This is a genomic window from Pseudomonas sp. H1h (genome assembly GCF_000633255.1).
GTDB lineage: Bacteria > Pseudomonadota > Gammaproteobacteria > Pseudomonadales > Pseudomonadaceae > Aquipseudomonas.
Map to the genome: position 1 here is coordinate 51603 of NZ_AYMJ01000018.1, position 20667 is coordinate 72269.

The following is a 20667-nucleotide window of genomic DNA, read 5'->3' on the forward strand; positions in this document are numbered from 1 at the left end:
ACAAAAGCCCACTGAACCGGTAACGGTCAGTGGGCTTTTTTTGTGCCTCGGGTCTACCTGGGTTTTGCGCTCGCAAGATACGCCCCAAGCTTGCGCCCCATCTCGTCCCCCAACGCCTGCAACCCGCTCAGCGGCCGCACCATCACTTCGAATTCGACAATCTTCCCGCGCTCGTCAAAGCGAATCATGTCGATCCCCTTCAGCTCTTTCGCCCCCACTTTGGCGCTGAACTCCAAAACCACACTCAAGCCGTCGGCAGTTGCCAGTTCGCGGTGGTATTTGAAGTCCTCAAACACGTCGAACACGGTGTTGAGGATCATCGTCACTACCTGAGCGCCGGGGTAAGGCGTGTGGGCCATGGGCGAGCGGAACACCGCGTCGGGGTCGAGCAGCTCGGACAGGGCCTTGAGATTGCCGGTGCGGATCATCTCGTGCCAGCGCTTCAATGACTCGGCGGCGTTGGGGTGCAGGTTCAGGTCGGACATGGTTTCACTCCTTTTTGTTGTTGTTTGCGCGACGCCAATGACTCTAGATCAAAGCGGTCGTGGACGAACCTGTGTGTGGCGATCTGAATACCGTGCTATGGCGGGAGCGGATCAGTTTGGCATCTGATCCGTATTTTTCTGTTGGATCTGCCTCTGTTACCGGTTCAGTCAGGCGCTCAAAATACCCCTGCAGTTCGGTCACTTGCGGCAGTCCTTCATCCTGAAGCGCCCGGTGCACCGCACGCTCAGCAATAAGGAGAGCAGCATGAACAAGATGGCGATTTTCCTGGGTGGGTTTCTGGCGTTGACCATTCTGATCGGAATGCTCGCGACAATTTCTCCGGTTTGACGATCAGCAGTTGAGTACCGGCATGTAACGATCCTCACGTTTTTTGAAATGGATCGGTGCTGTCGGGATTTTCTCACCATTCAAAAAGAGCTCCGGCAGCGTCAGGATGAAATCGTCCATCTCACCGCTGCCCAAGGGTGTCCCGGGCGAATACAGGTCCAGCCATTGCTCACGCGGGTCGAAGCCGGTTTTCAAGCGTTCGATGCTGACCTGATAGGATTTGCCATTGGCCAGTTGCACGGTAGCCATGGGCGAGGCCGCGCTGACCCAGAGTGCCGGTGGGGGAGTGCTGTAGGCGGCATCCCATTTTTCCTTGGTGTCCAGGTTACGCATATAGGGTGGTGTATACAGGTACGCGTACATCCGTAATTCGGTATCGGTGTTGTGATGCAAGTCCGGCCTCGTCGGGGTCCCCGGCAGCGCTGCGTAAACCAGCAGGTGCACCCAATCGAGTTCCTCCGACGTGGTCTTGTAGCTCATGGCCTGGTGTGGGCCGGGGCATGTTCTGATCAGCAATGCGTTCTGACCGACAGCCGATTGCGGATTCAGGTAAGGACCTGTGCTACAGGCTGCAACCAGAGGAACCAGCAGATAGAAGGCAAGACGTTTCAATTAATCGACTCCGTGATTGACTGTTTTCCTTTTCCAGCTGCCGCAGATTACCTGAATTGCCAACGGTGTACCGCTCAGCCACCACGGGGCCTCAAATGCGGTGCGATCCTCGATCACGGGCCCGAAAGAACACCGCCATCTAATTAAAAGCGCATTCGGTATTAGACTCCCCCACAGGATCTGATAGCGGAAAGCGCTGCGATGTCGAACTCACCATGGACTCATTGATCAACGCCGCCGGCCGCGCGCTTGCGGCGGGGGATCCGCTGTCCGCACTTAAGCTCGTCGCCCTGCGCGAAGACCCGCCCGCGTTGGCGCTGCGCGGCATTGCCATGGCCCAGCTCGGTGATTTGCCCCGGGCCAAGGCGTTGCTGCAGCGGGCGGTCAAGGCGTTCGGCGCCAATGAGCCGTTGTCCCGGGCGCGCTGTGTGGTCGCCGAGGCTGAGGTGGCGCTGGCGACGCGGGATTTGGGCTGGCCGGTGCAGGCGCTGGAGGCGGCGCGACGGGTGTTGCACGATCACGCCGATCACCTGAATGCATCGCACGCCCGGTATTTGCAGATCCGCCGCTTGTTGTTGATCGGTCAACTCGATGAGGCGCAGGCGTTGCTCGCTGAACTGGACCCCGCGCCGTTGGCGCCGGCGCTGCGGGCTGTCCACGAATTGCTGACGGCAGGTATCGCCTTGCGTCAGGTGCAGGCGCACAAGGCGCGGGCTGCGCTGGTTCGGGCCGCGCTGGCGGCGCAGCAGGCCGGGATTGCGGCGCTGAGTGCCGAGATTGAACACGCCGGGCAGATCCTTGAAGCCCCTGCCGCGCGACTGAGCAGGGGTGATCAAGCACAACCAGTGAAGCTTGAGCAGGTACAGGCGTTGTTCGCTTCCAGCACCCTGGTGGTCGATGCCTGTCGCTACAGCGTGCGCGGCGCCGGGATGACGCTGGCGTTGGCGACACGTCCGGTGCTGTTCAGTCTGCTGCAAATGCTGGCCCAGGCGTGGCCCGAAGATGTCTCGCGAGAGGCGCTGATCGCCAAGGCGTTTCGCTTGAAGCTGAGCGACGAATCCCATCGCGCACGCCTGCGGGTGGAGATCGGGCGATTGCGTTCGGCGTTGCAGCCGCTGGCGCGGATCGTCGCGACTGCGCGTGGTTTTGCATTGGTGGCCGCCGACGTCGCGTTGCTCACCCTGCCGGTCGAGGACAAACACGCTGCGTTGCTGGCGTTGCTCGCCGATGGCGAAGCCTGGTCGAGTTCGGCGCTGGCCCTGGCGTTGGGCAGCAGCCAGCGCCAGGTGCAACGGGCGTTGGAAAGCCTGGCAACGACGGACCGGGTGCAATCTTTCGGCGTTGGCCGGGCGCGTCGCTGGACCACGCCGCCGGTGCCGGGTTTCGCGACGATCTTGTTACTCCCGATGTCGCTGGGCAATGGCTAGGCTGGACTCACCCAGACTCATCCATCAGCGAGGAAGGCATCATGAAACAGGCAAACGCAGAAATCCTTCGTGAGTACGGCCCGTTCGAAGGCGTCGAACGTGTCCACGGCGTCACTTTCGACGGCCGGCAAGTGTGGTTCGCCAGCGACGGCCAGCTCAATGCGCTGGACCCGGCCAGCGGAGAAACGGTGCGCACGATCAAGGTCGGCGCCGACGCCGGCACCGCGTTCGACGGCAAGCATCTGTTCCAGATCGCCGACAGCCGCATCCAGAAAATCGACCCCACGACCGGGCACATCCTCAATACGATTCCCGCACCGGGTGCTGGCAACGATTCGGGAATGGCCTGGGCCGAGGGCTCGCTGTGGATTGGCCAATACCGTGATCGCAAGATTTATCAGGTTGATCCGGACACTGGCGAGATCCTGCGCACGCTGGAATCGAACCGTTTTGTCACCGGGGTGACCTGGGTTGACGGCGCGTTGTGGCACGGCACCTGGGAGGGCGATGAAAGTGAATTGCGTCGGGTTGATCCAGAGGATGGCGAGGTACTGGAAAGTCTGAAGATGCCCGCAGGGATCGGCGTTTCCGGGCTGGAAGCGGACGGTGGTGAGCGGTTTTATTGCGGTGGTGGGGGCAGTGGGCGGGTGCGGGCGGTGCGGCGGCCCAAGTGATTGATGTGTCTGTGCTGGCCGCTTCGCGAGCAGGCTCGCTCCCACATTGGTTCAGCGTTAACCGGACAAATGTGGGAGCGAGCCTGCTCGCGAAGCGGCCAGTAGCTTCCCTGAAAATCTCCCCAGCGAATCAAGGCGCGCCAAACACCATCGTCCAGTAAACCCCCTCATCACTGCGCGCCTCACTCGCAAACCCGGCACCGACCTGGGTGAAAATCGGGTTCATCAGGTTGGCACAATGTCCGGGACTGGCCAGCCATCCGGTCATCGCCTTGCCCGGCGAACTCTGGCCGGCGGCGATGTTTTCGCCGATCTGTCGCCCGCGATAACCCGCTGCCCGGGCGCGATCCGCCGGCATGTCGCCGTCCGGATCACGGTGGGCGAAGTAGTTGCCGTAGGCCATGGCCTTGCTGTGCCCTTGAGCCGCGGCCCCCAGCGCCGGGTTCCAGCTCAAGGGCCGGGCGGCGGCGAAACGCTGGCGCCCGCACATCCGTGGGCGTGCCCGGGCGGCGTTGACCTCGGCGAGCAAGGCTTTACCGACACTGCGGTTGTCGCCGACACGGTTGTCGAGCACCGGTTGCGCCAGCACCACTTGCCATTCACCACGGGAGCGGCTGACGCCGATGTCGGCGTACTGGGCGTCGAGCAGTGCCGTGCAGTGGCTGTCTTGCAGTTGTTCAAAGGCTTGCTCGGCATCCCCGGCACCGACAACGCGGATGCTGCGCACCGCCACCGCCGAATAACCCGCAGACTTCAACGTCTCGCGCAAGCCACCACCGTAGCCATAGCCGATCGGCAGCGCCAGATTTGATTTCATCGCCAGTGGCGCCAGGCGTTGGGCCGGACGGCGGTCGCAGCGTTGTGGGTGAGCACGGTAGTCGTTGATGGCCGCCACCAGTTGCCGCTCTTCGCTGGCGTGGGCGGTCTCGGTGAACAGCGGGGCAAGGATCAGCAGGCACAGCGAAACAAAACGTGATGAGCGAACGGCATGGCGCATGGGACGGCAAGCTCTGGGAAAAGGACAGTGCTGAAGTGCGGATCCGCGGAATGCGGCGCCACTAGGACTGGGGTTTTTGGACTTGGTTCATGGTGGCCATAAGGCTTTTTTGGGTGGGGTGATTAAGGGCAGGGCGAGCCTGGATTTGCGTTGTCCGCACTGGCGCCTTCGCGAGCAAGCCCGCTCCCACGGTGGAACGCATTGCCAAGGTGGGAGCGGGCTTGCTCGCGAAAGGGCCAGTTGCACCACCGCAAAATCGGTTGATCATCCGATCAGCGATCAAGCACATCCCCCATCCATTGCAGATACTGCACCCGCTCGGAAATCGAGTTGTGCCCTGCGTCCGGCACCACCCGCAACGTCGCCACGCCTTTGGGAAAATGCGCCAGCAGCCGCTGCGTGCTGTCCCGTGGAATCACCTCGTCATCGCTGGCCGCCAGCAGCAAGGTCGGCACCTGAATGTGCGCGGCATAGCGGCCTGACTCGAAACGATCCTTGAGCAACCACTGCACCGGTAGCCACGGGTATTGGCGCACGGCGATTTCTTCGAGGCTGTTGTATGGCGTCACCAAAATCAACCGGGTCGCCGGACGCTGACTCGCCAGCCGCACCGCCACCCCGGAACCCAGGCTGCGGCCGACCACGGCAATCTGCGGATGGCTGGCGTACACCCGGTCAAACAGTGCCAGCGCATCTTCGGCAATCGCTTCCTCCGAGGGCGCGCCGCCACTGCCGCCAAACCCCCGGTAGTTCATGAGAAACACGGCGTAATCGGGAAAGGCCTGGCTGAACGAAGGCAGATTGCGCGACACGTCCTCGGCGTTGCCGCCAAAGTAGATCAGCGCCTTGGGGCCGGTGTGCTCGCGAACGCTTACCCACACATCGGCATCCGGCATCGCCAGTTTCAGCCGCGAATCCGGGGTGGTGATGGCGCTGTCAGGCCGGGGGAAATAGATCAGCGAGCGCTGAAACACGAACGCCGCCGCGCACAGCGCCAGGTACAGGGCGACGATCAATGCGACGAGTGACAGGACGGTTCGGGACATTCGGCTAACTTTAACGGGACGCGCAGGTGCGTCGTGGCAGTGTAGACCAGCGTTGTCTGCTGATTGCCATGCCACATACCCTGCAACAGATCCACGCAGCAGGAGCACCGGCATGCGCCACACTGAGGGTTACTCGCGGCGTCGTCTGCTCACGCTGGCTGCCGGGGTTTCGGCGGTTTTCACCTTGCACCGGGCGTTGGCCACCGCCACTTCGTCGAGCGCCTCAGGAGACCAGACCATGCAGACCCGCGCCATCCCCTCAAGCTCCGAGCTGCTGCCCCTGGTGGGCTTGGGCACCTATCGCGGCTTCGACGTTGCGCCCGGTGAAACTGCTTACAAACAACTGCCTGCCGTGCTCGACGAGCTATTCCGAAAGGGTGGCACGCTGATCGACAGCTCACCGATGTACGGCCGCGCCGAGCAAACCACCGGCGAGTTGCTGTCGATCCACCAACCGCACTCGCCGGCATTTCTGGCGACCAAGGTATGGACGCGCGGGCGTGAGGAGGGCATCGCGCAGATGGAACAATCCTTCCGCCTGCTGCGTACCGAACGCATCGACCTGATGCAGATTCATAACCTGCTGGACTGGCAGACCCATCTGCCAACCCTGCGTGAATGGAAAGAACAGGGGCGCATCCGCTACATCGGCATCACCCATTACACGCCGTCGGCCTATGACGAAGTCGAAGCGCTGCTCAAGGCCGAACCGCTCGACTTCCTGCAAATCAACTACGCCCTCGATGACCGTGGCGTCGAGAAGCGCATTCTTCCGATGTGCCGCGAGCGCGGTGTGGCGGTGATCTGCAACCGGCCGTTCGGCGGTGGCGGGTTGCTCGCGCGGCTCAAGGGCAAGCCGCTTCCAGCCTGGGTCTCGGATGTGCAGGTCAACAGTTGGCCGCAACTGGCGCTGAAGTTTCTGCTGTCGCACCCGGCGGTGACCTGCGTGATTCCCGGCACCGGTAATCCGCGCTACATGGCCGACAACGCCGGCGCCGGGTTCGGGCCGATGCTGACGGATGCTCAGCGTCATCAGTTGATTGCGCTGCTGGGGTAGGCGCTCAACCGCGATAACGCAACGCCTCCAGCAACAGCGAAAACGCCGGCGCTGCCTGCCGTCGGCTCGGGTAGTACAGGTGATAACCGGCAAACGTCGGGCACCAGTCCGCCAGCACTTGCACCAGACGCCCGTCGGCCAGGTGCGGTGCGACGATGTTTTGCGGGATGTAACTCAGGCCGAAGCCGTCGAGTGCAGCGTCGATTAGCGGGTACACGCCATTCAGGGTGATTTGCCCGGACACGCGCACCTTGAGGCTTTCGTCGTTCTTTTCGAACTCCCAGGTGTACAACCCGCCGTTGGTGGGCAGACGCAGGTTGTTGCAGGCATGGTCGGTCAGCTCTCTCGGTGTTTCCGGTCGCGTGCGGTTGGCGAAATAGGCGGGCGAGCCGACCACCGCCATGCGCATGTCCGGGCCGATGCGGGTGGCAATCATGCCTTGGGCGACGTCCTCGCCCAGGCGTATGCCGGCGTCAAAGCCTTGCCCGGCGATGTCGACGAAACCGTAGTCGCAACACACCTCCACGGCAATGTCCGGGTATTTGGGCAGGAACGCCTGAAGCACCGGCCGTAGCAGCCAGTTCAGCGAATGGTCGGTGGCGCTGATACGGATACGGCCTGCCGGGGTTTCGCGCAGGTTGCTCAGGGCCGCCAGTTCCAGTTCGATCTCGTCGAAACGCGGGCCGATGGTTTGCAGCAGATGTTCGCCGGCCTCGGTGGGCGAGACGCTGCGGGTGGTGCGGGTCAGCAGGCGTAGGCCCAGGCGCGCTTCCAGCGCACGGATGGTGTGGCTGAGCGCCGATTGCGAAACGCCGAGCTTGGCCGCTGCTTTGGTGAAACTGCGCTCGCGGGCCACGGCGAGGAAGGCGAGCAGGTCACTGGCGTTTTCTCGAAGCATTGATGAGTGTCCTGCATAAGTTTTTTCGAATTCTAGTCGATTATCTGAACAGTTCAGCTCGGTAAAGTGCCGTTATTGCTCACCGGAGACCACCGCCATGAACCCGATTGCCACTTGCGCATTGACCTTGTCCTTACTCGCGAGCGAGACCCAGGCCAACGAACCCCTGCGCGTCATTGTCACCCCCAACGGCTCGCAACCCTCGGCCAAGGGCCCGGCGGACTGGTTCACCGGCACCGTGCGCGTCGACACGCCGTTCAAGGGCAGCGATGCGGCGCGCGTCAGCGGCGCTACGGTGACGTTCGAGCCGGGCGCACGCACCGCATGGCACACCCATCCGTTGGGGCAGACGTTGATCGTCACCGCCGGGGCCGGTCTTGTGCAGGAGTGGGGCCAGCCCGTTCGCGATATCCGCCCCGGCGACACCGTGTGGATCGCTCCCGGCACCAAGCATTGGCACGGTGCTGCACCGAACACGGCGATGAGCCACATTGCCATTGCCGAAGTGCTGGATGGCAAGGTGGTGGACTGGATGGAGCAGGTCAGCGACGCGCAATATCCGAAGGCTGAATGAGGCACCAGCCCGCTGGAACCTCATGCGAGTGCGCCAGCGTTTTTTGCGCTGGGTGACACTTGTTGGCAAATGAAATATATTCGCATTCGTGTAGGTTGCCCCCTCCCAGGATGCCGTTGTGCCCGCTCATTTGCCTTCCGCCCAATCCCCGCGCAATCAGCTGCTGACGTTGCTTTACAGCGACCATCACGGCTGGTTGCAGAACTGGTTGCGTAAAAAACTCGGCTGTTCGCAGCGGGCGGCGGATCTGGCGCAGGACACCTTCATCCGCGTACTGACCCTCGCTGAACCCGAGCGCTTGCAGGAGCCGCGGGCGTTTCTCACGACCACGGCGATTCGCCTGCTGATCGATGGCGAGCGCCGGCGCAAGCTGGAGCGGGCATACCTGGCGGTGCTGGCGCATGAAAGCGCAGACGCCGCGGCGATCAGCCCGCAGGACTTCCATCAGATCATCGAACTGCTCGAATCCATCGCCCGGCTGCTCGACGGCCTTGCGGAGAAACCACGACGGGCGTTTCTGCTCAATCGCCTGGACGGCTGGAGCCATGCCGAGATCGCCGAACACCTCGGTGTGTCGAAAAGCATGATCAAGCAGTACATCGCTCAGGTCATGGTGCATTGCTATGTCGCGCTGTATGGCGGTGCCGCGTGAACAACGGGCCCGAGCCAAGCCATGAAACGGTGGTCGCGGCGGCGCAATGGCTGGCGCTGCTGCACTCCGGTGAGGCCAGTGATCATCAGCATCAGGCGTTCGCCCAATGGCGCGATGCCGACCCCAGCCATGCTTTGGCGGCTTCGCGTCTGGCGCTGCTGTGGGGACGTTTCGACGGCTTGCCGAAGAGCCGCGCGCGCAAGACCCTCGACCGTGTCCTCACGCCAAAGCGCGGCAGCACCCTGCGGCGCACCGGCACTTGTCTGGCCTTGCTGATCGCCGCGAGCGTGGCGTGGCAAGGTGTGCGCCAGGCGCCGGTGTGGCTGGCGGATCAACGCACGGCAGTGGGCGAGCGGCGCGATCTGGTGCTGGCCGATCACAGCCACTTGCAGCTCAACAGCGACACGGCGGTGGATCTGCATTTCGACGGCCAGCAACGGCTGATCGATCTCAAGCGCGGCGAGCTGTGGGTCGAGGTGGCGAAGGACCCGCAACGGCCCTTCGTGGTGCGCACCGAGCACGGCACCGTGACGGCACTCGGCACGCAGTTCCTGGTGCGCCGCGAGGACGGCCAGACCCGTGTCACCGTGCTGGAATCGGCGATTGCCGCGCGCCCGGTCGAGCACCCGGAGGGTCCCGTGCGGGTGGCGGCCGGGCAGCAGGCGACGGTGTTTGCCGATCATGTCGACAGCCCGATGGGCTTGGCCAACGCCGACCCGGCGAGCTGGACCCGAGGCGTGCTCAAGGTCGACGACCGGCCACTGGTGGAGGTGCTCGATGAGCTGGCGCGCTACCGCTCCGGCGTCGTGCACTTCGATCGGCAGGCGCTGGCCGGGTTGCGGGTCTCGGGCTCGTTCCCGCTCGGTGACAGCAACGCAGCGCTGGCGGCATTGCAGACCAACCTGCCGATTCGCGTGCAGCGCTTTACCGATTGGCTGGTGCTGATCAAACCCAAATCCTGAGTTCACCACGAAACTTTGCAGGCCTTCGCCTGCCGGGGGCGGTGATCTGAAAAATAATTCAGCGCTTCACTGTCCCTTTCCCGAACTCGCCCGTCATGGCCTGAGAACCCCAAACAACTTCCAGGAATCCACCCCATGACCCGCCCCGTTGTCCGGCTGCACCCTCTTGCCGCCGCGCTGTTTCCGATCTTTCTCGCCGGTGCTGTGCTGCCGGCGGCGGCTGACGAGGCCAGTGTCGCCCAGAGCCGCGTGCAGACCTTCGCGGTGCCGGCCGGTGACCTCAGCGTAGCCTTGAGCACTTTGGCCGAGCAGGCCGGCGTGGCCCAGGCGTTCGATCCGGCGCTGACCCGTGGCAAACAGACGCCGGGCCTGAGCGGGCGCTACACTCTGGAAATGGCGCTGGCGCGGCTGCTCAGCGGCAGTGGCCTGGAAGCGGTACAGGTTGGCTCGACTTATCGTTTGCAGGCGTTGCCTTCCGGCACCGGCCAGGTACAGCTCGACAGCCTGTCGATCAGTGCGCCGGAGACGGTCGATGGGCCGTTCGGGCCGGTGGACGGTTACGTTGCGCAGAACAGCATCAGCGCAACCAAGACCGGCACGCCGATCCACGAAACCCCGCAATCGATTTCGGTCATCACCCGTGAACGCATGGATGCGCAAGGCGTGCAGTCGGTCAACGAAGCGTTGCGCTACACCCCCGGCGTGTCGAGCTATGGCGCCAACAATCGCTCGGACTGGTACACGGTGATTCGCGGTTTCTCCCCGACCACATACCTCGATAGCCTGCAACTGCCGACCACGATCAATCTGGCGAGCTGGATGGTCGATCCGTACATGCTCGAGCGCGTCGAAGTACTGCGCGGTCCGGCCGGTGTGTTGTACGGGCAGGGCGATCCCGGTGGTGTGATCAATCAGGTATCGAAGCGCCCGAGTGCAGTGGCGGCCAACGAAGTCGGCGTGCAATACGGCACCGATGCGCGCCGCCAGGTCAACTTCGACAGCACCGGCCCGCTGGACGAGCAGGGCGTGTGGTCGTACCGCATGGTCGGCGTGCTGCGCGACCAGAACATCAAGGACACTCCGTGGCAGGACAAGCGCCAATCACTGGCGCCCTCGCTTACCTTTGCGCCGGATGACGACACGCGCTTCACGTTGCTGGCGAGTTATCTGTACGACGACAGCAATTCCGGCGATGGTTTTTATCCGTCGGCGGGCACCATCGACTACAACCCCAACGGCCACATCAAGCGCAACATCTTCGAGGCCGACCGAGACTTTCAGAAGTACGAAAAGCGCCAGTATTCGTTCGGCTATGAGTTCTCCAAACGCCTGAGTGACACCTGGCAAGTGCGGCAGAACCTGCGCTACTCGCACCTCGACCTGAACGACAACATGATCTACGGCGGTGGCTTCCAGGCAGGCTCGTTGACGACCATCGACCGTTGGGCCGGCATCGCCGATTTCACCTACAAACGCTGGACCGTGGACAACCAGGCGCAAGCCGACTTCAGTGCCGGCGGGGTCGATCACACGGTGCTCGTGGGCCTGGATTATCAGCATCAGGACGCCACCGACAAAGAGGTCTATGCCCTCGCGGCGCCGGTCAACGCGTACCACCCGGTGTTCGTGCCGTTCGACCGCTCGATCTTCAACGATCCGGACAAGAGTTACCCGAGTAACATCGATTCGACCCTGAATCAGACCGGCCTGTATCTGCAGGATCAGCTGAAGTTCGACGAGCACTGGCGCCTGACCCTGAGCGGTCGCTACGACTGGGCCAGCAGCGAAACCCAGGATCACCTGGCGCACACCACCACCCACCAGAAAGATGAGGCCTTCAGCGGTCGAGCCGGTCTGGTGTACTTGGCGGACAACGGCCTGGCACCCTACGTCAGCTACTCCACCGCATTCACCCCCAACGCCGGGCTGGATGCCAACGGTAAACCGTTCGATCCGACCGAGGCTAGGCAGTACGAGGCCGGGATCAAATTCGCGCCCAAGGACAGCAACGCGTCGGTGACTGCGGCGGTCTTTCAGATCACCCAGACTAACGTGTTGACGCCAGGCCCGATCAATCCCAATTACTCGGTGCAGACCGGCGAAATCCGCTCCCGTGGTTTCGAGCTGGAAGGCACGGCAAGCCTGAGCCGTGAGCTGGACGTGATCGCCAGTTACACCTATCAGGACGTGAAGATCACCAAGGCCAACGACGTCAGCGAGGGCAAGACCCCGACGTTCATCCCGACGCCGCGCAACATGGCGTCGCTGTGGGCTGACTACACCTTCCACGATGGCTGGCTGAAGAACTTTGGCATGGGCGCGGGCGTGCGCTACGTCGGCAGTAACCCGGGGGCGGCGGATAACTCGCTGGAGATCCCCTCGTACACTGTGTTCGATGCTTCGGCGCATTACGTGACCGGGCCATGGAAACTGGCACTGAACGTCACCAACCTGACCGACGATGACTACATTTCCGGATGCTACGACGCGACCCGTTGCCTGTACGGCAATCCGCGCACCGCGGTGGCTTCGGCGACGTATCGCTGGTAACGGTGAACGCCCCTCTCTGCGCAGGGAGGGGCGATTCTGCGGGGTTGCTTCAGATCATCGGCGGCAACGACGAAAGAATCTTGTCCAGCGTGATCGGATATTCGCGCACCCGCGCCCCGGTGGCGTTGTAGATCGCATTCGCCACTGCGGCACTCACGCCGCAAATCCCCAGCTCCCCCACACCCTTGGCTTTCATTGGCGATGAAACCGGGTCGGTCTCGTCGAGGAAAATCACCTCCTGATGCGGGATGTCGGCATGCACCGGCACTTCGTACCCGGCCAGGTCGTGATTGACGAAAAAGCCCAGCCGTTTGTCCACCGCCAGCTCCTCCATCAATGCAGCGCCGACGCCCATGGTCATCGCGCCGATCACCTGGCTGCGCGCGGCTTTGGGGTTGAGAATCCGCCCCGCTGCGCACACCGCAAGCATGCGTCGCACACGGACTTCTCCGGTCGCCGCGTCCACCGCCACTTCGACGAAGTGCGCGCCGAAGGTCGACTGCTGATACTGCTTGGCGAGGTCGGCGAATTCGATGCTGTCCTCAGCCTCGACGACGCCATTTTTTGCGGCATCACGCAGCGCCAGCGTCTTGCCGCCGGAGCGCACCTGACCGTCGGCGAATTCGACGTCAGCGCCGGTCATGCCCAGCCGGGTTGCCACTGCGTCGCGCAGTTTCATGCACGCGGCGTAGACCCCGGCGGTCGAGCAGTTGGCGCCGAACTGGCCGCCGGAGCCGGACGACACCGGAAAGTTCGAGTCCCCCAGATGCACGGTGACGTCTGCAAGGCCGACGCCCATCATCTCGGCGGCGGTCTGGGCGATGATGGTGTAGCTGCCGGTACCGATGTCAGTCATGTCGGTTTCCACCGTGACCTTGCCGTCGCGTTCCAGCCGCACCCGCGCACCGGACTTGAGCAGCAGGTTATTGCGGATCGCCGCCGCGACGCCCATGCCGATCAGCCAGCGGCCTTCGCGACGGCTGCCGGGGGTAGCGCTGCGCTGGGCCCAGCCGAACTTTTCGGCGCCGGTCTGCAGGCATTCGATCAGCCGTCGCTGGGAGAACGGGCGCTCGGTTTTCACCGGATCGACCTGGGTGTCGTTGAGGATACGAAACTGGATGGGGTCGAGCTTGAGCTGCTCGGCCATCTCGTCCATGGCGATTTCCAGCGCCATCAGCCCCGGGGTTTCCCCGGGGGCGCGCATGGCGTTGCCTTCGGGCAGATCCAGCGGCGCGAGCCGCATGCTCACCAGGCGGTTTTCTGCGGCATAGAGCAACTGACTCGGCTGCGCCGCGACTTCGACCTTGCCGTCCTTGAGGTTGCCCGACCAGCCTTCATGAGCGATGGCTGTGAGCTTGCCGTCCGCTGTCGCACCCATGCGAATCCGCTGGATGGTCGCGGGGCGGTGAGTGGTGTTATTGGCGATCTGCGGCCGGGCGAGGGCGACTTTTACCGGGCGGTTGGTCAGACGCGCCCCGAGGGCAGCGAGGATCGCGTCGGCGCGGATGAACAGTTTGCCGCCAAAGCCGCCGCCAATGTACGGCGAGATCAGGCGCACTTTGTCCTTGGACAGGCCAAGGGTGGCGGCGACGTCGCCGACACTCCAGGCAATCATCTGGTTGGACGTCCACAGGGTCAGTTGATCGCCTTGCCATGCCGCCAATGTTGCGTGCGGCTCCATCATCGCGTGGGACTGATCGGGGGTGGTGTAGGTCGTCGAACTGCACCGCAGCGGCGGCGAACGCCCCGGCGAAATCGCCGTGTCTGACGTCGGGCAATTCTTCTTTCGGCTCCACGCCCTGATCGCGCACGCTGGCCAGGTCGAATTCGCCCTTGGTCGTGACATAGTCGACCTTGACCAGTTGTGCAGCGGCGCGAGCCTGCTCGAAGGTTTCGGCAACCACCAGCGCTACGGCCTGGTGATAGTGCTGCACGTCGGGCCCGGCCAGCAGTGGCGCCGAGTTGTATTTGCCCTTGCCGAGCTTGCCGGCATTGGCAGCGGTGACGATGGCCAGCACGCCGGGCGCGGCTTCGGCGGCGTCGAGATCGATGTGGTTGATGCGGCCTTTGGCGATGGCCGAGCCGACCATGAAGCCGTAGGCCTGATTCGCCACCACGTGGTGTTGCTCGTAGGCGTATGGCGCCTGGCCGCTGGTTTTCAGCGGGCCTTCGACGCGGTCGGTGGGTTTGCCGATGACTTTCAACTGATCGATCGGGTTGGTGGTGGCGGGCGTGTCGAATTTCATGCTTCGTCCCTCGCTTGCGCCAACACCGAGCCGAGCGTGCGCTCGACCAAGGTCAGTTTGAATTGGTTGTCGTGGGTCGGTGTTGCGCCGTCGAGCAGGCGTTCGCTCACGGCTTTCGCGCCGTTGGGCAGCAACGCGTCGGCGTCTTCGACGCGCCACGGTTTGGGCGCTATCCCACCGACCGCCACGCGGCCGCTGCCGTCTTTTTGCAGGATCAACCCGACCGACACCAAGGCAAAGGCGTACGACGAGCGATCACGCACCTTGTGATAAAGGTGCGTGCCGCCGACCGGAGCGGGCAGGGTCACGGAGGTGATGAACTCGCCGGGCGTGAGGCTGGTTTCGATGTTCGGCGTGTTGCCCGGGAGTTGATGGAAGTCGGCAATGGCGATGCGGCGGGTCGTGCCGTCGGGCTTGACCGTTTCAACCTGCGCATCGAGTGCGCGCATGGCAATCGCCATGTCGCTGGGGTGGGTGGCGATGCAGGCGTCGCTGACGCCGATCAGCCCCAGTTGCCGACTGACCCCGCCAATCGCCGCGCAACCACTGCCGGGCTGGCGTTTGTTGCAGGCCTGATTGACGTCATAGAAGTAGGCACAGCGGGTGCGTTGCAGCAGGTTGCCGGCGGTGCTCGCCATGTTGCGCAACTGGCCCGAGGCGCCGGCGAGCAAGGCGCGCGAGAGCAGGGCGTAGTCCTTGCGCACGCGGCTGTCGGCGGCCAGATCGGTGTTGCGCACCAGTGCGCCGATGCGTAATCCGCCTTCAGGTGTGGCTTCAATTTGATCAAGGCCCAGATGGTTGATGTCGATCAGGTGCAGCGGGGTTTCGATGTCGAGTTTCATCAGGTCTAGCAGGTTGGTACCGCCGGCGATGAACTTCGCGCCTTCGACCTGTGCCGCTTGTGCGGCCGCTGCGGCGGGGGAGTCGGCGCGGCTGTAGTTGAACGGTCTCATGCCGGCACCTCCGCAACTTCAGTGATCGCTTCGATGATGTTCGAGTAGGCACCGCAGCGGCAGATGTTGCCGCTCATGCGCTCCTGGAATTCAGCGGCAATCAGTTGCGGTGCATCGGTCAGGCTGGGGCTGGCATGGCTGGGGATGCCGTCGCGGATTTCCCTGAGCACCGCCACCGCCGAGCAGATCTGCCCCGGCGTGCAATAACCGCACTGATAGCCGTCGTGCTTGATGAACGCGGCCTGCATCGGGTGCAGATTGTCGGGCATGCCGAGGCCTTCGATGGTGGTGATTTCGCTGCCTTCGTGCATCACCGCCAGGGTCAGGCAGGCATTGATCCGGCGGCCATCGGCGATCACCGTACAGGCGCCACACTGGCCATGGTCGCAGCCTTTTTTGCTGCCGGTCAGGTGCAGGTGCTCGCGCAGGGCGTCAAGCAGGGTGGTGCGGTTGTCGACTTCAAGGGCTTGCGGCTTGCCGTTGACTTGAATCGTCACTTTGCTCATGGCCGGTTGCTCCAGGTTGGCCGCGTAGGCCTTGAGGCTGATGAACGGCGGCATCGCGAAGGCCGTGGCGGTCACGGCACCGAGGATCAGGAATCTACGTCGGGAAATCGTCATGCTTCGATCCCTCTCTGGCTGAATCAGGACGGCAGGGGTGAAAAGGCCCGCTCGGGCGCGCCGGCATGCTTGCCGGTCTCGTTCTTGGAATGACCTGCGCAAGAGGGAAAAGGTTTTTGCGGATTTGCGCTATAGAGTTATGCGCATGGCTCATCAATCTGCTAAACGACGCAGAGCCATATTGTGGGAGGGGGCTTGCTCGCGAAGGCGGAGGGTCAGGCAGTTTTTGGTTGAATGGCATGCCGCTTTCGCGAGCAAGCCCGCTCCCACATTGGAATGCATGCCCCCTGTGGGAGCGAGCCTGCTCGCGAAGAGGTCTTCGGAATTGACCTCAATGTCCGCCAACCACCATGTGCGTAAACGGCGCCACATACGCCTGCAGCGTCACCAGCCCACCGACCAGCATCGCCAGTACGATCGAGTGGAAGAACACGTAGCGCAGAATTTCACCCTCATGCCCATACCAGCGGGTGGCGGTGGAGGCGACCACGATTGATTGTGCATCGACCATCTTGCCCATCACGCCGCCGGAGCTGTTGGCCGCCGCCATCAGGACGGGGCTGATGCCCAACTGTTCCGAGGTCACCCGTTGCAGCCCGCCGAACAGTACGTTCGAGGCGGTATCCGAACCGGTCAACGCCACGCCGAGCCAGCCGAGCAAGGTGCCAAACATCGGGTAAAACACCCCGGTCGCCGCAAACGCCAGGCCCATGGTCGCGTCCAGTCCGGAATACCTCGTAAGGAATCCCAGCGCGAGCATCGCCGCAATGGTGATCAGCGAAAACCGCACCACCCATAGCGTGCGCAGGTACTGCTTGATCAATTGCGGGATCGAGTAGCCCATCAGCAGCCCGCCGACAATCGCCGCCAGCAGAATGCCGCTGCCAGTGGCGGTGAACCAGGTGAACTTGTAGATCGCTTCTTCGGCTTTCGGCGCCGGCACCACCGGTGGGACTTTCTGCACTTGCAGGTGCAGCGTGGTGAAGGTCAGCGCCGGCGAGAAAATCGGGTTGGCCTCGCTGAGCGGTTTGCCTTGCGGATCGAGTTTGACGGAATGCGTTACCGGGTCCAGCGCCGGGCGCACGTCGAAAATATTCTTGAAACCCTGGGTGCCCCAGGCAAACACGAACACGGTGAGGATGATCCATGGCATCCACGCGCGCATCACCGCCGGGCGTGCCTGATCGCTGAAGGTGGCGCTGGCGGTAACTTTTTCTTCCTCGACCCTGGAGTTGTCGACTCGCCCGGACAGGGCGGCGGAGGTGTAAACAGTCGCCGGTTTCCAGACCCGCAGAAACAGAGTCAGGCAGGCCATGGAGATCAGTGCGGCGATCACGTCCACCAGCATTGGCCCATGGTAGTTCGATACCAGGAACTGCGGCACCGCGAAACTGACCCCGGCCACCAGAATCGCCGGCCAGATCTCCAGCATCTTGCGCCAGCCGGCAAACGCCCAGATCAGCCAGAACGGCACCAGCACCGAGAAAAACGGCAGTTGCCGGCCGACCATCATCGACAGCTCCATCTCATCCAGCCCGGTGACTTTGGCCAGGGTGATGATCGGCGTGCCGAGCGCGCCGAACGCCACTGGTGCGGTGTTGGCAATCAACGCCAGCCCGGATGCGGCCAACGGCGAAAAACCGAGGCCGATCAGAATCGCTCCGGTCACAGCCACTGGCGTACCGAACCCGGCCGCGCCTTCGAAAAACGCGCCGAAGCAGAAGGCGATCAGCAGCAACTGCAAACGGCGGTCATCAGTGATCCGCGCCAGGGAGTCCTGCAGCACTTTGAATGAGCCGTTCTCGGTGGTCAGGCGGTGCAGAAAGATGATGTTGAGCACGATCCAGCCGATCGGCAGCAAACCATTGGCTGCACCAAACAACGCCGCCGAACCGGCCATGCTTGCCGGCATGCCGAAGGCGAAGATCGAAATCAGCAGCGCCGAAGCCAGGGCGAGCAGGGCGGCCAGATGCGCCTTGACGTGAAAGAACGCCAACGCTGCGAGCATCACCACCACCGGGGTGGCGGCCATGAGTGTAGAGATCAGCGGATTGCCGAACGGGTCGTAGATTTGCTGCCAGACCATGATCCACCTCTGCTTGTTGTTATCGAGGCGCAGATCCGTTGCGAGGGGGGCGATAACCAGCAGTATAGGTGGCATTACGCCGCTGTCCGGGGGCGGGCGGCGCGCCGATCAATGGTCGTGGTCGGGCAGTGAATCAAAGTCCGTTTGTCCGGTCGTATCAGCGGCTGCGCGCACTGCGTCCTGAAGGCGTGGGCAGTGACAGCCGTTCCGTCGTCAAGACCTTGGTTTTAGGGAAGAGTTGAATGAAGCACGCGACAACAATGCTGCTGACCGTGGCCGCCGCTGTTTTGCTGGCAGGCTGTGTGGCGGATTTTGATGATGACTACCGCCATGGGCGGCATTACGACCGAGATCACGGGCGCTATTACGACCATGATCGGCGTTGGGATGAGCGTGATGACGGTCGACGCGACGGACGCCGCTACTACCGTGATCGCGACGACGACTGATTGAATATCAAGAGGGCGTTCCCGCAACGGGAACGCCCTCGCCGATTAAAAATGAGCGCTCGCCCGGACGCTGGAATGCGCAGGCGCAGAGGCCTCGAGATCCAGCAAATGGGTGGCGAGTATGTCGCTCAGAAAGCGGAACTGATCGTTGATACCGACCACTTCATTAGTGAAGTGATTGCTTGCGGCGGGCATCAGCAGATCGTCGAAATCTTTGTTGAACACCAGTGCTTGCGCCTTGCGCGACACCACGTGCTGCTCGTAATAGTTGCTGCCGAATACCGGGAAACTCACGGAGAGTGCGATGGTGCGAATCATGATGTGTACTCCTCGTTGCGTCTCGGATGGGTCAATCGTGCCTTTGCCGGGCGGCGGGCGGAAGGCAATCGTGGCGATGGTGAATATCGACGGCGTTGATGGTTGATGCCACTCCCCACAGGAGGACGTATTTCAAAGTGAGAGCGAGCCTGCTCGCGATGGGGCCAATGCAGCCACAACCGACAAACGGCCCAACCCCCCGCACCTATACTCAAATCTGTTTTCCTCCATTCAAGGACTCCACCACTGTGAACCTGCGTGCGCTGTTCGTCGCCGCACTGTTGCTGCTGGCTGGCTGCGCCTCCTCGGCTCGGGCCCCGGTGACGCCACCGGCCGTGGTGGTGTCGCCCGCGACCTGGAAGCAGATCGACCGCGACATCGTCAGCGCCTCGCAGCAGTCCACCGAGCAGGTCAAGGTATTTGCCCGGGGCTCGATGGAACATTGGCGTATTCGCGTCTATGAACAAACTGAAGAAAATTTCATTCCGTGGTTCAGCAGCTATTGGACCCAGGAATGGCTATCGATGAAGGTCAGTTGGTACACGATCAGCGCCGGCGGCGAACAGGATGCGTCGGCCAAGCGTCTGGCGAGCTATCTGCTTGAGCAGTATCAGGAAAGGGTGCTGGCGCCGGTCGCGGTGGAGATCGATCCGGATGCGATCCTCGGTCAGGCCACGGCGTTCTATGCGCAACTGATGGCCCAGCAGATGCCGCTCATCGCCCAGCGTTACGGTGTGCCGGTGGCCCAGCTCAACGGGCACTTGCAGAAAGTGTCGGCCATCGCCCTTGGCCCGCCGCCGGCGCGCGATGCTTCGCTGTATCAGGTCATCAGTACCGAACCGCTGAACACCCTGCCGGCGTATGCCGCGCTGATCGACAAGGTCCACACCGAGGGTGGCAGCAAGGGGATTGCCTCGACCGACGCCGGCATGGCGCCCGTGGCCAAACGCGCCAGCCAGCGAATGGAAGCGGAAATGGCCCCGCGCGGTGCGGCCAGCGCGGTGGCGGCTGCGGCGGGCAAGTTGGTGGGCGGGGTGATTTCGATCGGCGTGGCGGGCATCCGCGCGATCATCCAGGCCAGTGATCGACCCGACAGCGAAGCGCTGATTCGCAGCAGCCTGGGCAGCACCTTTGACAAGGCCTGGTCGAAACTGCTGCAAAACCCGACCACTGGGGTCATGGCCGGTACGTTGCACATCGCCGGTCAGGTTGAGGGCAGCCTTGGCGGAGCAGAACAACCGTCGGTCGGGCTGGGTGTGAATCGTGTCGAATGGCGGCCGCCGGAATCGACTACTCAGCAGATCGAACCCAACGTGCAAGGAGAGTGATCATGGCTTACATCGATATTTTTGTAGCACCTGTACCGAATGCCAATCGCGAGCGGTACAAAAAACACTGTGAGATCGCCGCGAAACTGTTCAAGGAATACGGCGCAAAGGATGTCGTTCAGTGCTGGGGCGATGACGTGCCGGAGGGCAAAGTCACGTCATTCCCGATGGCGGTAAAACTCAAGGACGGCGAGACAGTTTCCTCCGGCTGGCTGATCTGGCCGGACAAAGCCACCCGCGACGCCGGCATGGCCAAAATGATGGAGGACCCGCGCATGCAACCGGACGTCAACCCGATGGGGTTTGATGGTCAGCGCATGATCTTTGGCGGTTTCAAGAACATTCTTGAATCCTGAAATTCACCTGTTCCGTGCAGGAGTGAGC

Annotated in this window: 19 protein-coding genes and 1 pseudogene; 10 read left to right on the forward strand and 10 right to left on the reverse strand. The window is 62.8% G+C overall.

Annotated elements, in window-relative coordinates:
* Positions 1 to 53 precede the first annotated feature (53 nt).
* Positions 54 to 485 (reverse strand): nuclear transport factor 2 family protein, encoded by a 432-nt coding sequence (locus tag U862_RS0115865; protein WP_025111289.1) that lies wholly within the window; start codon positions 483 to 485, stop codon positions 54 to 56.
* Between the two features lie 352 nt (positions 486 to 837).
* Positions 838 to 1446 (reverse strand): hypothetical protein, encoded by a 609-nt coding sequence (locus U862_RS0115875; protein WP_025111290.1) that lies wholly within the window; start codon positions 1444 to 1446, stop codon positions 838 to 840.
* A gap of 215 nt (positions 1447 to 1661) precedes the next feature.
* Here U862_RS0115875 and U862_RS0115880 point away from each other — a divergent pair, with 215 nt between their 5' ends.
* Together U862_RS0115880 and U862_RS0115885 are read left to right on the forward strand one after the other, a co-directional pair.
* Positions 1662 to 2873 carry a helix-turn-helix domain-containing protein gene (locus U862_RS0115880; RefSeq protein WP_025111291.1) on the forward strand — a complete coding sequence of 404 codons (1212 nt, stop codon included), beginning with the start codon at positions 1662 to 1664 and terminating at the stop codon, positions 2871 to 2873.
* 41 nt (positions 2874 to 2914) lie between these two features.
* The gene (locus U862_RS0115885) at positions 2915 to 3547 is read left to right on the forward strand and encodes a PQQ-binding-like beta-propeller repeat protein (RefSeq protein WP_025111292.1); all 633 of its coding nucleotides are present in this window, start codon (positions 2915 to 2917) and stop codon (positions 3545 to 3547) included.
* A gap of 130 nt (positions 3548 to 3677) precedes the next feature.
* On the opposite strand, the gene U862_RS0115890 is transcribed toward U862_RS0115885, so the two are convergent.
* Complete coding sequence (locus U862_RS0115890; RefSeq protein WP_025111293.1) at positions 3678 to 4544, reverse strand: CAP domain-containing protein; 867 nt, start codon at positions 4542 to 4544, stop codon at positions 3678 to 3680.
* 272 nt (positions 4545 to 4816) lie between these two features.
* Positions 4817 to 5590, reverse strand: coding sequence for an alpha/beta hydrolase (locus U862_RS0115900; RefSeq protein WP_025111295.1), 774 nt, complete (start codon positions 5588 to 5590; stop codon positions 4817 to 4819).
* Between the two features lie 112 nt (positions 5591 to 5702).
* Between U862_RS0115900 and U862_RS0115905 the strand changes: the two genes are divergently transcribed.
* Positions 5703 to 6647 (forward strand): aldo/keto reductase, encoded by a 945-nt coding sequence (locus U862_RS0115905; RefSeq protein WP_025111296.1) that lies wholly within the window; start codon positions 5703 to 5705, stop codon positions 6645 to 6647.
* A 4-nt stretch (positions 6648 to 6651) separates the two neighbouring features.
* Here the strand turns inward: U862_RS0115905 and U862_RS0115910 are convergent, their stop codons facing one another.
* Positions 6652 to 7545, reverse strand: a complete 894-nt coding sequence (locus tag U862_RS0115910; RefSeq protein ID WP_025111297.1) for a LysR family transcriptional regulator — start codon at positions 7543 to 7545, stop codon at positions 6652 to 6654.
* A gap of 97 nt (positions 7546 to 7642) precedes the next feature.
* Here U862_RS0115910 and U862_RS0115915 point away from each other — a divergent pair, with 97 nt between their 5' ends.
* The 4 genes from U862_RS0115915 (at position 7643) to U862_RS0115930 (ending at position 12283) form a co-directional block, all read left to right on the forward strand.
* Positions 7643 to 8119, forward strand: coding sequence for a cupin domain-containing protein (locus U862_RS0115915; protein ID WP_025111298.1), 477 nt, complete (start codon positions 7643 to 7645; stop codon positions 8117 to 8119).
* Between the two features lie 118 nt (positions 8120 to 8237).
* Positions 8238 to 8771 (forward strand): sigma-70 family RNA polymerase sigma factor, encoded by a 534-nt coding sequence (locus tag U862_RS0115920; RefSeq protein ID WP_025111299.1) that lies wholly within the window; start codon positions 8238 to 8240, stop codon positions 8769 to 8771.
* Complete coding sequence (locus U862_RS0115925; RefSeq protein ID WP_025111300.1) at positions 8768 to 9733, forward strand: FecR family protein; 966 nt, start codon at positions 8768 to 8770, stop codon at positions 9731 to 9733. The genes U862_RS0115920 and U862_RS0115925 overlap by 4 nt, the downstream gene beginning before the upstream one ends.
* Positions 9734 to 9868: 135 nt before the next feature.
* The gene (locus tag U862_RS0115930) at positions 9869 to 12283 is read left to right on the forward strand and encodes a TonB-dependent siderophore receptor (RefSeq protein WP_025111301.1); all 2415 of its coding nucleotides are present in this window, start codon (positions 9869 to 9871) and stop codon (positions 12281 to 12283) included.
* A 49-nt stretch (positions 12284 to 12332) separates the two neighbouring features.
* Here U862_RS0115930 and paoC read toward each other — a convergent pair.
* The 4 genes and pseudogenes from paoC to U862_RS0115950 form a co-directional block, all read right to left on the reverse strand.
* A pseudogene (gene paoC / locus U862_RS0115935) lies at positions 12333 to 14529 on the reverse strand (aldehyde oxidoreductase molybdenum-binding subunit PaoC).
* On the reverse strand, positions 14526 to 15482 hold the full coding sequence (locus U862_RS0115940; protein ID WP_025111302.1) for a xanthine dehydrogenase family protein subunit M: 957 nt from the start codon (positions 15480 to 15482) through the stop codon (positions 14526 to 14528). Before U862_RS0115940 ends, paoC begins: the two are co-directional and overlap by 4 nt.
* A complete protein-coding gene (paoA, locus tag U862_RS0115945) occupies positions 15479 to 16102 on the reverse strand; it encodes an aldehyde dehydrogenase iron-sulfur subunit PaoA (RefSeq protein WP_025111303.1) in 624 nt (207 codons plus the stop codon). The genes U862_RS0115940 and paoA overlap by 4 nt, the downstream gene beginning before the upstream one ends.
* A 331-nt stretch (positions 16103 to 16433) precedes the next feature.
* The gene (locus U862_RS0115950; protein WP_025111304.1) at positions 16434 to 18188 is read right to left on the reverse strand and encodes an L-lactate permease; all 1755 of its coding nucleotides are present in this window, start codon (positions 18186 to 18188) and stop codon (positions 16434 to 16436) included.
* Between the two features lie 242 nt (positions 18189 to 18430).
* Between U862_RS0115950 and U862_RS29665 the strand changes: the two genes are divergently transcribed.
* Positions 18431 to 18637, forward strand: coding sequence for a hypothetical protein (locus U862_RS29665; protein WP_081794891.1), 207 nt, complete (start codon positions 18431 to 18433; stop codon positions 18635 to 18637).
* Between the two features lie 45 nt (positions 18638 to 18682).
* On the opposite strand, the gene U862_RS0115960 is transcribed toward U862_RS29665, so the two are convergent.
* The gene (locus U862_RS0115960; protein ID WP_025111305.1) at positions 18683 to 18955 is read right to left on the reverse strand and encodes a hypothetical protein; all 273 of its coding nucleotides are present in this window, start codon (positions 18953 to 18955) and stop codon (positions 18683 to 18685) included.
* 248 nt (positions 18956 to 19203) lie between these two features.
* Here U862_RS0115960 and U862_RS0115965 point away from each other — a divergent pair, with 248 nt between their 5' ends.
* Both U862_RS0115965 and U862_RS0115970 read left to right on the forward strand, forming a co-directional pair.
* A complete protein-coding gene (locus tag U862_RS0115965) occupies positions 19204 to 20283 on the forward strand; it encodes a hypothetical protein (RefSeq protein ID WP_025111306.1) in 1080 nt (359 codons plus the stop codon).
* 2 nt (positions 20284 to 20285) lie between these two features.
* Entirely contained in the window at positions 20286 to 20639 is a 354-nt protein-coding gene (locus U862_RS0115970; RefSeq protein ID WP_025111307.1) for a DUF1428 domain-containing protein, read from the forward strand.
* The last annotated feature ends 28 nt before the right edge of the window (positions 20640 to 20667 follow it).

Bases quoted from the DNA above. Each gene is read 5' to 3' on its own strand.
- U862_RS0115880 (WP_025111291.1), top strand. From the start codon at position 1,662: ATGGACTCATTGATCAACGCCGCCGGCCGCGCGCTTGCGGCGGGGGAT.
- U862_RS0115885 (WP_025111292.1), top strand. From the start codon at position 2,915: ATGAAACAGGCAAACGCAGAAATCCTTCGTGAGTACGGCCCGTTCGAA.
- U862_RS29665 (WP_081794891.1), top strand. From the start codon at position 18,431: ATGAAGCACGCGACAACAATGCTGCTGACCGTGGCCGCCGCTGTTTTG.
- U862_RS0115905 (WP_025111296.1), top strand. From the start codon at position 5,703: ATGCGCCACACTGAGGGTTACTCGCGGCGTCGTCTGCTCACGCTGGCT.
- U862_RS0115865 (WP_025111289.1), bottom strand. From the start codon at position 485: ATGTCCGACCTGAACCTGCACCCCAACGCCGCCGAGTCATTGAAGCGC.
- U862_RS0115900 (WP_025111295.1), bottom strand. From the start codon at position 5,590: ATGTCCCGAACCGTCCTGTCACTCGTCGCATTGATCGTCGCCCTGTAC.
- U862_RS0115970 (WP_025111307.1), top strand. From the start codon at position 20,286: ATGGCTTACATCGATATTTTTGTAGCACCTGTACCGAATGCCAATCGC.
- U862_RS0115960 (WP_025111305.1), bottom strand. From the start codon at position 18,955: ATGATTCGCACCATCGCACTCTCCGTGAGTTTCCCGGTATTCGGCAGC.
- U862_RS0115890 (WP_025111293.1), bottom strand. From the start codon at position 4,544: ATGCGCCATGCCGTTCGCTCATCACGTTTTGTTTCGCTGTGCCTGCTG.
- U862_RS0115915 (WP_025111298.1), top strand. From the start codon at position 7,643: ATGAACCCGATTGCCACTTGCGCATTGACCTTGTCCTTACTCGCGAGC.
- U862_RS0115940 (WP_025111302.1), bottom strand. From the start codon at position 15,482: ATGAGACCGTTCAACTACAGCCGCGCCGACTCCCCCGCCGCAGCGGCC.
- U862_RS0115910 (WP_025111297.1), bottom strand. From the start codon at position 7,545: ATGCTTCGAGAAAACGCCAGTGACCTGCTCGCCTTCCTCGCCGTGGCC.
- U862_RS0115950 (WP_025111304.1), bottom strand. From the start codon at position 18,188: ATGGTCTGGCAGCAAATCTACGACCCGTTCGGCAATCCGCTGATCTCT.
- paoA (WP_025111303.1), bottom strand. From the start codon at position 16,102: ATGACGATTTCCCGACGTAGATTCCTGATCCTCGGTGCCGTGACCGCC.
- U862_RS0115930 (WP_025111301.1), top strand. From the start codon at position 9,869: ATGACCCGCCCCGTTGTCCGGCTGCACCCTCTTGCCGCCGCGCTGTTT.